Here is a 12,330-nt window from a genome sequence, read left to right as displayed (position 1 = left end):
GCGTCATTCGTAAGGCGATCAAGAACCGGAAGATTTTTCGGACTGATGAGTCAGTCATGAAGGTAATCTATCTGGCCATGGAAAAAGCTTCCGAGAAATGGACCATGCCGATCAGGAACTGGAAAGCAGCCATGAACCGGTTTGAAATTATGTTTCCTGACCGGTTCAAGGAGTAATAGTTTTGGTGGCGTTTACACAGAATTATTTACAGGCTCACCCTTGAGTTAAAAACCGACAGCTTTTTAACTCACTATCACTTAACCCGTGGTAAATGAGTCAAAAGCCTGCAAAGATTCTTCTGATATGGAAATATTAACCACCTTGGCCAGAGGTGGTCCTTTATGAAGCCACTCTTCCAGTTTTGCTACGGCTTCTTCCGATCCACACATCAATACTTCAACCCGTCCATCAGGCAGGTTTCTTGCCCAGCCACCAATGCCCAGTCGACGAGCTCTCTCCTGGGTTGAGCCTCGAAACCAGACACCCTGCACCCTGCCTTCAACAAAGGCTCTTTTGCACACATCACCCATTCGACGAAGTTTCCTGTAGTTGATGTTTACTCAGGGGGCATTCTCAATTAACTAAAAGCCCAGCTGCCCTACGGGTTGACCACAGAAGCACTCATGATGCGTTGAACGACTTGAACATGGAACCACCATGCCCAGCGTCGTTCGCCTTACCTGAGTGCTTCTGTGATCAACTGGCCTCAAAGTCAATTGAGAACGCCACCTAACTTTTGAATCTGCTCTTCAAGGCTTTTCCTGGTCTGCGGTCCAAACAGTTTGGTGACCACCTTGCCTTCTGGCGAAATAATATAAGTAGCGGGCAATACCTGGGGAGGGGGAACATTCAACGCTGTCAGAGGAGATTCCTGGAGTACCGGAAAGCGGATATCCAGAGCTTCTGCCTTTTTGATTAATGAATCACCCTGACTGCTGTCAAAATCAACGCCCAGCACCCTCACCTGACCACCTTTGGCCAGTTCATTCAACTCTGGAACTTCTTCCCGGCAAGGGTCACACCATTCTGCCCAGAAATTCAGTGCAAGCCATTGATCATTCTCACTGGCAAGGAAAATGGTATCCCCGTTTAAATCCGTAAAGGTCACTGGCTTGCTACAGGCCGCAAGAGAGCCTAACAGTACAACAACCAGAAAGTATTCCCATCTTCTTTTTATCTTCACGAATACCTCCAGAAAAAGACTTATCAAAGAGGCTGCACTATTTCATGCAGCCCATGCCCGGTTATGCCCGACAGGCTCCTAGCTTTCCAGAACCGCTTTAGCGGCCAACTCTCTGGCCGTATCACGAGCCAGGTCAGTGGAATCAGCAGAAGCCAGAACCACACCCATCCGTCGAGCCCCGTGAAGCTCCGGCTTACCAAAAAGACGCAGTTCAGTATTGGCCACAGTCAGCACCTGATCAAGATTACTAAAGACTGGACTGACAGAATCACCACTGACTTTAATCACTGCCGACGCAGCTGGCTGATGTTGTGTAATGACAGGTACGGGCAGCCCCAGAATAGCACGCACATGAAGGGCAAACTCACTGAGATTCTGGGAGATCATGGTGACCATACCCGTATCATGCGGGCGTGGGGACACTTCATTAAAGAAGACATTATCCCCGCGAATAAACAGCTCAACACCAAAAATACCATAACCGCCCAAGGCGTCGGTCACGGCACCGGCAATCCTTTCTGCCTCTTTCAATGCTGCAGGAGACATCTGCTGAGGCTGCCATGACTCAACATAATCCCCATCTTTCTGGCGATGGCCAACCGGTGGGCAGAAAAGTGTCCCCTGCCTGGTCCGGACCGTCAGCAGCGTTATCTCATAATCAAAATCAATAAAGCCTTCAATAATGACCCGGGTCTTGGCTGCCCTGCCTGACTCAAGGGCATATTTCCACGCAACAGCTACGTCATCAGACGCTCGTAAAACACTTTGCCCCTTGCCTGAAGAACTCATCACCGGTTTGACAACACTGGGAAAACCAATCTGCTCTGCCGCCTCTTTTAATGCCTGTTCCGACTCAGCAAATCGATAAGGAGAAGTCGGCAGTCCAAGCTCTTCTGCCGCAAGCCGGCGAATACCTTCACGATCCATGGTTAACTGGGTTGCCCGGGCACAGGGAACCACAACACTACTGCCAGCGTTTTCGATATCCACCAGTACATCGGTGGCTATCGCTTCAATCTCCGGAACTATGTAGTGGGGTTTTTCCTGATCGATTAATGCCGCCAAAGCTTCTCGATCCAGCATATTAATGACATGGCTTCGATGAGCCACCTGCATGGCGGGGGCATTGGCATAGCGATCCACGGCGATGACTTCAACACCCAGACGCTGAAATTCAATGGCAACCTCTTTGCCCAGTTCGCCTGCTCCGAGTATTAACACACGGGTTGCTGACAATGATAGAGGCGTTCCGATTGATACCATCAGGTTACACTCCAGAAGAGAATCCAAAAGGAAATGGTGGGATGATCAGGCAATTATTGTCCAGATCACTCCCTTCAAGAGCAATACCCGTTACTGGTCATTTAGACAATAATTGATCCAGTGAGCAATCCAGCGCTTCCAGGCGGGCACTGTTCACCGCCTGGGCTCTCTGAATCAAGTCAGACAACCAGTTTGGATCATCAGAGATAAGAATATTCTGGAGCTGCTCATCCTGAGGCATCGGCCAGGGTAACTGCTCACAGAAAGCAAACAGGCTGATCTGCCGAAGGTCCTTGGCCAGAATCCATTCACCACCATCATTTTTACTGATCAAACCCATTTCCATCAGCCGGGAGGTATGACATTCCCAGTCATCAAGAGAAACCGGAAGATCACGCTTCTGCAGATCGGTGTAATGTAACCCCTGCCCCTGCTCAAACTTTTCCTGTAACTGCTTGAGGATTAATAAAATCGAAATCAGCGGGTGTGGGCGCTCACCACGGGACTGTTTACCATAAAGGTCAAACGATCGGACCAATACCGCCCCGAACAGCACCATCAACCAGCTGAGATACACCCAGAGCAGAAAGAGAGGTACAGCTGCAAAGGCACCATAAATCAGGTGATAGGTAGGCGACAAAGTAATAAATAAGGTAAAGCCGACCTTGGCCAGTTCAACCAGAATGGCAACAAACACCGCACCGACCAGCGCATGACGAACCGGTACTTTCCTGTTGGGCACAGCCGTATACAGTAAGGTCAGGACTAATGTACTCAGGCAAACGGGCATCAGGCGCAGAAGCCACTGCTCTCCCCCCAGGATGGCCGTTGTATCAGAAACCAGCTTAAGAGAAGCCAGATACGAGGTCGCAAGAAAGCCAGCACTTAATAGAACCGGCCCCAGGCTGAGAATGGCCCAGTACAGCAGAAAACCGGACATCCCCCGACGAACATGCGTCACCTGCCAGATATTATTCAGTGCCTTATCAATGGTTCTCAGCATCAGAAAGGAAGTGACCAGCAGGAAAACGATACCAATACTGGTTAATTTTCTGGCCTGTTTGGAAAAATCGTTCAGATAGGATTGAACCATCTCCCCGGTAGACGGGACAAAACTCTCGAAGATGAAGTTCTGAATGGAGTCTCCAACATCCTGAAGGCTGGGTACCGCGGAGAGGATGCTGTAGGTCACTGTCATCAATGGCACAACAGCAAACAACGTTGTATAGGTCAGTGCCGCTGCATTTTCGATACAACGGTTATCCAGAAAGCGTTTAATAACCGCCGTGACAAAACTTTTGAGAGACAACCAGAGTTGAGGAACCATTGCCATAAAAAACTTCCTGTCATGCGGAGCAACCATGCTAACAAACCATCCGGGAAAAATCTGTTAACTGATAATAAAATATTGCGGTTAAGTCTTAACCCCATTCAAACGGCAGACCAGCCGGAACTGCCTTGGCGATATCTGAGTGTGTCTGCGAAAAAATTTGGCCATATTCGTCGCTGCATCAAACCCGGTTTTCTGTGAAATTGCTGATATGGGCTCATTACTGAATGCCAGCAGCCGCTTGATTTCCTGCAACAACCGGACATCCAGAAGCTCCTTCACCGAATGGCCGGTATTGTCCCTGGCAATCTTGTTCAGTTGTTTTCCACTCACTCCCAAGGCAGTCGCGTACTGGCTCACATTCCGCGAGAATAGAAAATCAGATTCGATTAACGCTTTCAGCTGGTCGTAGGCATTCCCACCAACATGATCCGAGCAGTACTCCATCAAAGATCGATACTGCCTGACCACCGTTTTCAGCATTATAGTTCTTAGCAGGGTTCTCACAATTTCTCCGCTGTAAAACGGACTATTGCTGATTATCTCACTTTGAATCGCCTGAAACAAACTGAGCAGCGACAAGTCCTCATCTTCCAGTGTGTTAATGGAAGATAATGAGGTCATCATGAAATCCTGACCTGAGTCATCCCGATTAAGGCGCAGAGATTCATCATCAAATGACAGGACAAAGCCAGAAACGGAAGGGTTATAACAAAACTGATGAACCTGGTATCGGGAAAGAAAAAAAACGGTCCCGGGTTTCAGGCTGTACTTTTTATAATCAATAAAATGCTCACCCTTACCGGAAGTAATATAAATGATCGCATTAAAACAGATCCGGTGAGGCTTGATAGCCTGAGACAACCTGAGCTGATAAAACTGATCCATAGAAGACAGGTATAGATTACTGCCCTCAGTCGCCTCGGAAAGGTAAACGCTGTCAATATCTCGGTGTTGCATATAGCACGATGAAAACTAAACGGTGGATGCTCAGCTGGAATCTACCATGTTTGCAATAGGGAAGGTTAATAATTATTCAAAGAACAGGCGCTGCACAAAATTTAATCAAATGGATATAAAAAATCCAGATACCGTCGGGAAGTATCAAACATATAAGAATAACATCCGATTAACATAAAATTACGTCAGCAAAATAATAAGGAAACATCAATAAATTCTATAGGGAATGTAAGTGAAGCGTTTTCTTCTGGCGGCATTACTGACCACAGCACCCCTCTTTTCTCTGGCAGACTTCAGCCTGGTAACCGGTAATATTCAGTTTCATGACGATCCTGAAATGAATGGTACCGACGCAAGCATGATGCTTGAGTTTAATCACTTCCTGGTGAATAACATTGACCGTGGACGGATGAGGCTGTTTGGCCGATTCGATGGTATTGTCGTAGGCGAGGTTGTTGAAGGCCGAAAAAGCAATAGTCCATTTGTCACCGTTGGCCTGGAACAGGAATACAATCTCACCGATAAATTCTGGGTCGCTGCCGGTTACCATCATACCATGCTGGAGGGAGAACTTGTTTCAGCGCGTCCTCTGGTAAAAGCCGGGTATTTTTTTAACAATCAGCTTTCCTTTAAACATCGTACCCGCTTTCATATTGATAAGACGGGCACTAAAGACGACGATGTCTACACCAATACCTACCTCATTTACAAACTGTCAAACCTTCCGGCCACGCTCCAGTACAATCATGCGAAATTATGGGAAGTAAACTCAACTGATCATGAGTTTCAGATCGCATGGAACAGAAAAGGATTTCAGCCATATATTGAATACCGTGACCAGAAGGATGGAGAAACCAGTGCTTTTGTGCTGGGGGGCAGCGTTAAGTTCTAACAAACTCTGACTGAACCCAACCCGGCGGACCAGCCTCAGCTGGCCGCCAACTTATATGACACCTGTCAATTATCTTGTCGAACGTCCCGAAATGATCATCAAAGGGAATCATCTGACCATTTCAGATGAATACCTACTACGTACACTGCATCTCATTTTAATAACCGCAATAATACCGGACTTATGGAGTAGCCGTGACTGACAGCAGCACGCGTGATGGCTTCAACACATCACGAAGAGACTTTCTTAAATTTGGGGGACTGGCCGCAGCAGGCACCACACTGGGTGCAGCAGCAGGCGCAGGTTTTGTACTGGGGCGGGATCCTGATGCCAATGTCGGCTGGGGCCGAACCGAAGCGGGTAAAGACATGTTCTTTAACCGCAAGCCCTTTGAAGTGGACCATGCGCCGACACTGGAAATCGTTGGTCCGGTAGAACGGCCTGAATGGAGTGATTTCCTGTTCAACCGTTACCCGGTTATTGGTCAGGCCATTATGGATGGCTGGAACCCGAATAACGGCTGGGAAACCATCGAGGATGAGCGGGTTCGGGAATATTATTCACGGCATCCTGATCGCTGGCCGGAAATGTTACAGGCCTTTGTGGAAATGGACCGCCGAAGCCAGCACCGGGAAAAACACAGAGATCGCTTCGCTCTGGCCTGGGCCTATGGCAATGCCTACGACAAAGGGTTGATGACCGCCAACTTCCCTCCGGTTCCCTATGAACACCCGGATGTTGATGACTTCAAGTGGGTTAAGGGAGAACCGGCAAAATTCAAGTCACCCGCCCACGCTTCAAAACTGGTCAAACAGATGGCCTTCAAGTTTGGCATGAGTATTGTCGGTATCACCAAACTGGATCACAGTTTCGTCTTTAAAAACATGATGCGCATGGGGGGCAGTAACCGGAACTGGGGCGACGAAGTGCCCAAGCACTGGAAAAACATCATTGTCTTCGGCGCTCCCATGAACTGGGACCCAATGTATGCCGCTGCTGGCTATTCCACGTCTTATGACGCTTATTTCCGGGCTCGCATGGCAACCGGCCTGATGACAGCCTGGCTGGGTGAACTGGGTTATGCCGGGCGCCCACAATGGCCTGGTCGTGACTATGAAGTCATTTTGCCACCCATTGCCATTCAGGCCGGCATGGGCGAGGCCTCTCGAAACGGCTGTCTGATGACACCAGAGCTTGGCCCGAACATCCGTCTGGCGGCAGTGATTACCAACCTCGATCTTGAGCCTGACAAGCCGGTAAATCTGCACATGCGGGAGTTCTGTGAAGAGTGCAAAATCTGTGCAGATGCCTGCCCAAGTGGATCCATCTCTCAGGCGGACAAGCCTGACGATGTTGTCCGTGGCTATAAAAAATTCAAGTTCAATCAGGACAGCTGCTTCCGTTTCTGGAGTACCGCGCCCACCGATAATGGTAAGGGCTGTCGCATATGCATCGCCGTATGCCCGTACACTCGGAAAAACAACTGGATTCACACCGTGGTGAAAGAGATGGACCCCAGGGACCCATCCGGAATCACTCGTAAAGCACTGCAGGCCATGCAGCACAACTTCTTCTACTACCCGGAAGCGGAGGCCTACCACCCTGACTGGACCGGCGGTAATTTTGCCGGTTACCACGAACCACCGGAATGGCTGCGCACCGAAAACTATCTGGATGTAGAAAAAACCTGGGAATACGACGGCAATTGGGAGGGTTTCTAAATGTTTCCACAATCCACACTGCTTGACCCTCTTTTCTGGATGGTACTGGGTGCAATACAGGTGCTGGTATTTGCTGGCGCCAATGAATGGGCAAAACATTACCGCCTGAACATGAACTGGTGGAAGTGGGCCCTGGCCGGTGGCTGGTGGTTCAGCTTTGCCCTGACCGTTGCCGGCGCTTTCACCCTGTTGGGAGAAAATGAAGGCAATGCTGGCTGGTACTTCCTTGGTTTTGTCGGTACCGGACTGATCATTGCGGGTGTAATACTCCTGCAGCTCATCTTAAAACTCCGTAACGCATACTCACCTCTTTATTACAGATCAGTAATTACTGACCTGGATCAAAAATCCACCCCAAGGGCATTTTTCTACCTTTTTCCGGTATTTTCTGACCTTTTAAGCAGACTGCTGATCCTTATGATGGGCAACATTTTATCGCTCTGGCGAAATTGCCACCAAGTATGCCCATGATTTCTCAAAAATGGCTGGAGCTGTTCCAACAGCTTCAGCAGCAAACACACCCGTTTATTTCAGAGCCAGAGCTTCAGGAGCGACTGGAAACCCGACTTAACTTTCTCTCCAGTCAGTTCAGTAACCTCTCCCAGAAAGAGGACCCGCGCCATAAGGACTGGCTGGAGCATGAAACGGTTGCATCGGTCATCAGTGAACTGATGGGCAGGGAGCGGTTTTCTCCGGATGAACTGAGAGCGCTGTTCAACCTGTTAATGCAGGTACAGCTGAGCCAGGTTGCACTGATTGTGATTAATCATGCTCAGTCAAAAATACCGGACGACGAGATTGCATTGAAACGTGGTCTCATCTTCCAGCAAATGGGTGAGCAGGAACAGGCTCTGGACAGCCTCAACAACGCCTGTGAACTGAACCCCGATAACCATCTGGCCTTTTACCATCGAGGTTTCTGTCTGTTACTGGCAGGAAACATGGAGCAGGCGACAGAATCCTTTAAAACCTGCACCGAGCTGGCGCCGGACTTTGTTGGCGGTTATCAAAATCTTGCCGGTTGTTATTACCAGCAAAGTGAGTTTGAGCTGGCAGCCAGTCAGTGTGAAGCGGTTTTTCAACGCAACCAGACCATTACACCCGCCTACATCACTGCCTTAAGTGCTTATATGGCACTGAATGATCTGGACAATGTCGGTATCTGGCTGGAGCGGGCTGAAGCACATCAGATTGCTTCACCGGAACTTTATCGACTGCACGGTCTGTATTCAGCGGTGAAAGAAGATCATGAAACCGCTGTTGACCAGTTTTCGGCCTATCTGGAGATCGCCGAAAGCAGCTTTGATGTCCTGCACTTCCGGGCGAAATCCCTCGCTGCTTTGGGACAGTGGCAGCCCCTCCTTGACGACCTGGAGGTACTGCTGAGTATTGATGACAACGATCACTGGTGTCTTGAGCACCTGTTTCTTGCCCACTATCACTTGCAACACTGGTCAGATGCAGAACTCGTTTTCCAGAAACTGACGACACTGTCCGATCATTACCTTCACCATTTTCATCAAGAGCTGAAAGTCATTCGCTCTGAACACGCTGAACCGATTACTTTTGTCACAACCGGAGTTTAATGTGTCTAATCAAGTCAACGGTGAAGGTGCAGCCGTCACTTCCCGCCGTAATTTTCTTAAACTGGGGGGACTGGCAGCTGCAGGTACCACCATTGGTGCTGCCGCCGGTGCAGGCTTTGTTCTGGGACGGGACCCTGATGCCAATGTTGGCTGGGGCAGAACCGAAGCGGGTAAAGATATGTTCTTTAACCGCAAACCGTTTGAGGTAGATCATGCTCCGACCCTGGAGGTTGTGGGCCCTATCGAACGCCCGGAATGGGAAGACTACCTGTTCAACCGCTTCCCAGTCATTGGCAAAGCCATTCAGGATGGCTGGGACCCCAACAATGGCTGGGAAACTCTGGAAGATGAACAGGTCAAAAAATACTACGCCCGTCATCCGGACCGCTGGCCGGAAATGCTGCAGGCATTTGTTGAACAGAACCGTCGTGCCCAGCACAGGGAGAAGCACCGTGATCGTTTTGCCCTGGCCTGGGCCAATGGTCGCTCCTGGCTAAAAGGTCTGGATCAATCCAATTTCCCACCCAAGCCGGTGGACCATCCCGATATTGACGATTTCAAATGGGTACAGGGTGAACCCGCCGAGTTCCAGTCTCCGGCTCACGCCTCAAAGCTGGTTAAAAAAATGGTTTTCACCTTTGGTGCCAGCATCGTCGGTATTACCAAACTGGACCCGGCATTTGTCTTCAAAAACATGATGCGCATGAAAGGTGGTAACCGCAACTGGGGTGAGGATATTCCAAAACACTGGAAAAACATCATCGTCTTTGGTGTGCCCATGAACTGGGACCCAATGTATGCCGCCGCCGGTTACTCCACCTCCTACGACGGCTATTTCCGAGCCAAAACCGCTTCTGGCCTGCTTGCAGCCTGGTTAGGAGAGCTGGGTTATGCGGCCAGACCACAATGGCCGGGTGGTGATTATGAAACGGTATTACCGCCCATCGCGATTCAGGCAGGCATGGGCGAATCCGCTCGCAACGGTGTCCTGATCACACCGGAACTTGGTCCAAATATACGACTGGCGGCAGTGATTACCAACCTGGACCTTGAGCCGGATAAGCCAATTAACACTCATGTCCGGGCATTCTGTGAAGAGTGCAAAATCTGCGCGGATGCCTGCCCCAGTGGCTCCATCTCCAAAGCCAGCAAACCGGATTCCGTGGTTCGTGGTTTCAGAAAATTCGCGTTCAATCAGGACAGTTGCTATCGCTTCTGGAGTACAGCCCCGACCGACAGCGGCAAGGGTTGTCGTGTCTGTATTGCCGTATGTCCTTACACACGGAAAAACAACTGGATTCACACCATCGTGAAAGAGATGGACCCCAGGGACCCTACCGGCATCACCCGTAAAACGTTGCTGGCCATGCAGCACAACTTCTTCTATTACCCGGAAGCAGAAGCGTATCACCCTGACTGGACTGGCGGTAATTTTGCCGGCTACCACGAACCACCGGAGTGGCTGCGTTCGGAAAACTACCTCAAGGTCACCAAAACCTGGGAATACGATGGCAACTGGGAGGGCTTCTGATGTTTCCTCAATCAACACTGCTGGATCCACCATTCTGGATGCTTCTTGGTGCCCTTCAGGTACTGGTCTTTGCCGGGGCAGGTCAGTGGGCAAAACATTTTCAACTGGCCATGAACTGGTGGAAATGGTCCCTGGTCGGCGGCTGGTGGTTCAGCCTGCTGCTGACCATCGCCGGCGCCTTTACCCTGCTGGGTGAAAATGAAGGCAATGCTGGCTGGTACTTCCTTGGTTTTGTTGGCACTGGCCTGATTGTGGGTGGGGCCATATTGCTCAAAGTACTGTTTGTGCTCAACAAGCCGGCCGCAAATCAATCCTGACAATCACCGGGGCCACAGGGCCCCTTTTGAAATGCAATGAAATCACAACATCATGCAGGTCATGGGGCAGTGGACACCCGTAAAACCAAGTCCAACAACAATAAACGACAGAAAATAAGGCAGCTGCCGGAAAAACTGGCCGTCATCGGGTCAATCATCCTGCTGGTCATTGCCTGGGTACTGGGTGGGGCCCGCCTGTCAAATCTGGAAACGGAACAGCTCAGCCACTTACTGCCTGAGAATGCCCAAATCGTAACCACTGACCAGAGTACGCTGAAGATAACCACCAACGCAGGACAGGATACTCAATGGCTCAGTCAGGGGTCAGGGGTTGGCTACGGCGGAAAAATGGATATTGCACTGATGATTGATGATCAGGGTATCATCAAGCAGCTGGCAATCCTCTCCTCCAGGGAGACCGCCTCCTATCTGCAGAAAATCATCGCCGCTAAATTCCCTGAACAGATGGTCGGCCAGTCCATTAACAACATCCTTCAAGTGGATGCCATCAGCGGCGCAACCCTGTCTTCCTCGGCCATTCTACGGGGTGCCAATCTGGCCGCCGAACCGGTGCGACAGGAGCTAATGAACTTAAGTCTGGTGGGTAGCATAAGCCCATGGTCGTATTTTGGCTGGATGGATCTGGTCGCCCTGCTGGCATTTGCTGCCGCTTGGCAGATCAGCAAAACCCGTCACCCACAGCGAAAGAAAATGGAATGGGGATTGATGCTTACCAGCCTGGTGCTGTTTGGTTTCTACGCCTCTGCGCTCTTTTCTTCATCAACACTGGGGATTCTGATTTCCGGCACCTGGATTTCCGGCCTGGGTAATTATACGCCACTTATCCTGCTGGTCCTGACCGTTGTCACCTTGTTGACCACCAACAAAAACCTGTACTGCGATATGATCTGCCCGTTCGGAACCACTCAGCAGTGCCTGGCAAAAATCACCAACCCACCGACGGTGACACTAAAGCACAGTATTTTTACCTGGCTGCCCAGAGTCATTTTACTGGCTGTGCTGGCCGCCGGGCTCTATTTCCGAAATCCGGCAACCATTGCCTACGAACCCTTTGGCATCATGTTCGGCATGACCGGTTCAATCCAGCTGTTCATCCTGACCTTCGTGATCATTCTGACGTCATTGATGATCTACCGGCCCTGGTGCAAAACCCTCTGCCCGGTTGGCGCCATGACGGACTTCCTGAAATTTATCAAAGCCTGGGGTAAGCAGGGTCTGAAAGATTACCAGCGCAAGACAAAGACAACATCAGCTCGCCCGGCCAACAACATACCTCACCGGAGTCTGTCGTAATGGAAAAAGGTTCATTCAGGAAAAGTGTGGCGTTCGCCTTTTTCACCGTTGCCTCAGGGCTGGTTATGTTCAGTGGATTTAATGCTGTCGGACAGTTGAGTAGAACATCCGACAACCTCCAGCCGGTTTATATTACCCAGGAACAGGTGGAAACCTCTACAGAACAGCCAGCGATCAAATTAAACACTGAACAGTGGAAAAAGCTGGATATCATCAAAGATATGACGGAGTAA

General features: G+C 50.0%; 13 protein-coding genes and 1 pseudogene. 9 read left to right on the top strand and 5 right to left on the bottom strand.

Annotated elements, in window-relative coordinates; all coding sequences use genetic code 11:
* Window positions 1-176, top strand: a pseudogene (locus tag AK963_RS35155) (IS256 family transposase); the annotation flags it as partial.
* Window positions 177-257: 81 nt separating this feature from the next.
* Here AK963_RS35155 and AK963_RS06780 read toward each other — a convergent pair.
* The 5 genes from AK963_RS06780 to AK963_RS06760 all read right to left on the bottom strand — a co-directional run bounded on the left by AK963_RS06780 (window position 258) and on the right by AK963_RS06760 (window position 4,736).
* Window positions 258-530 (bottom strand): acylphosphatase, encoded by a 273-nt coding sequence (locus tag AK963_RS06780; RefSeq protein ID WP_066014704.1) that lies wholly within the window; start codon window positions 528-530, stop codon window positions 258-260.
* A gap of 182 nt (window positions 531-712) precedes the next feature.
* Window positions 713-1,183, bottom strand: a complete 471-nt coding sequence (locus tag AK963_RS06775) for a TlpA family protein disulfide reductase (RefSeq protein ID WP_066014703.1) — start codon at window positions 1,181-1,183, stop codon at window positions 713-715.
* Between the two features lie 78 nt (window positions 1,184-1,261).
* Window positions 1,262-2,446, bottom strand: a complete 1,185-nt coding sequence (gene purT / locus AK963_RS06770; RefSeq protein WP_066014702.1) for a formate-dependent phosphoribosylglycinamide formyltransferase — start codon at window positions 2,444-2,446, stop codon at window positions 1,262-1,264.
* 97 nt (window positions 2,447-2,543) lie between these two features.
* Window positions 2,544-3,779, bottom strand: a complete 1,236-nt coding sequence (locus AK963_RS06765) for a YihY family inner membrane protein (RefSeq protein WP_066014701.1) — start codon at window positions 3,777-3,779, stop codon at window positions 2,544-2,546.
* A gap of 81 nt (window positions 3,780-3,860) precedes the next feature.
* On the bottom strand, window positions 3,861-4,736 hold the full coding sequence (locus AK963_RS06760) for an AraC family transcriptional regulator (protein ID WP_066014700.1): 876 nt from the start codon (window positions 4,734-4,736) through the stop codon (window positions 3,861-3,863).
* 232 nt (window positions 4,737-4,968) lie between these two features.
* Between AK963_RS06760 and AK963_RS06755 the strand changes: the two genes are divergently transcribed.
* From AK963_RS06755 to AK963_RS06720, 8 genes are all read left to right on the top strand, one after another.
* Window positions 4,969-5,628 carry a hypothetical protein gene (locus AK963_RS06755; protein WP_066014699.1) on the top strand — a complete coding sequence of 220 codons (660 nt, stop codon included), beginning with the start codon at window positions 4,969-4,971 and terminating at the stop codon, window positions 5,626-5,628.
* 194 nt (window positions 5,629-5,822) lie between these two features.
* Complete coding sequence (locus AK963_RS06750) at window positions 5,823-7,349, top strand: 4Fe-4S dicluster domain-containing protein (RefSeq protein ID WP_066014698.1); 1,527 nt, start codon at window positions 5,823-5,825, stop codon at window positions 7,347-7,349.
* Window positions 7,350-7,820, top strand: coding sequence for a hypothetical protein (locus AK963_RS35150; RefSeq protein ID WP_238593659.1), 471 nt, complete (start codon window positions 7,350-7,352; stop codon window positions 7,818-7,820).
* Complete coding sequence (locus AK963_RS06740) at window positions 7,817-8,935, top strand: tetratricopeptide repeat protein (RefSeq protein ID WP_066014697.1); 1,119 nt, start codon at window positions 7,817-7,819, stop codon at window positions 8,933-8,935. Before AK963_RS35150 ends, AK963_RS06740 begins: the two co-directional genes overlap by 4 nt.
* A gap of 1 nt (window position 8,936) precedes the next feature.
* A complete protein-coding gene (locus tag AK963_RS06735; protein WP_066014696.1) occupies window positions 8,937-10,466 on the top strand; it encodes a 4Fe-4S dicluster domain-containing protein in 1,530 nt (509 codons plus the stop codon).
* On the top strand, window positions 10,466-10,783 hold the full coding sequence (locus AK963_RS06730; protein ID WP_066014695.1) for a hypothetical protein: 318 nt from the start codon (window positions 10,466-10,468) through the stop codon (window positions 10,781-10,783). The genes AK963_RS06735 and AK963_RS06730 overlap by 1 nt, the downstream gene beginning before the upstream one ends.
* 36 nt (window positions 10,784-10,819) lie before the next feature.
* Window positions 10,820-12,097 carry an FMN-binding protein gene (locus AK963_RS06725; RefSeq protein ID WP_066014694.1) on the top strand — a complete coding sequence of 426 codons (1,278 nt, stop codon included), beginning with the start codon at window positions 10,820-10,822 and terminating at the stop codon, window positions 12,095-12,097.
* The gene (locus tag AK963_RS06720) at window positions 12,097-12,330 is read left to right on the top strand and encodes a hypothetical protein (RefSeq protein ID WP_066014693.1); all 234 of its coding nucleotides are present in this window, start codon (window positions 12,097-12,099) and stop codon (window positions 12,328-12,330) included. The genes AK963_RS06725 and AK963_RS06720 overlap by 1 nt, the downstream gene beginning before the upstream one ends.

Source organism: Endozoicomonas atrinae (assembly GCF_001647025.1).
In the GTDB taxonomy this organism is placed as follows: Bacteria; Pseudomonadota; Gammaproteobacteria; order Pseudomonadales; family Endozoicomonadaceae; genus Endozoicomonas; species Endozoicomonas atrinae.
The sequence above is the reverse complement of the archived record's forward strand: the minus strand, read 5'-3'. Positions and strand labels throughout refer to the sequence as shown.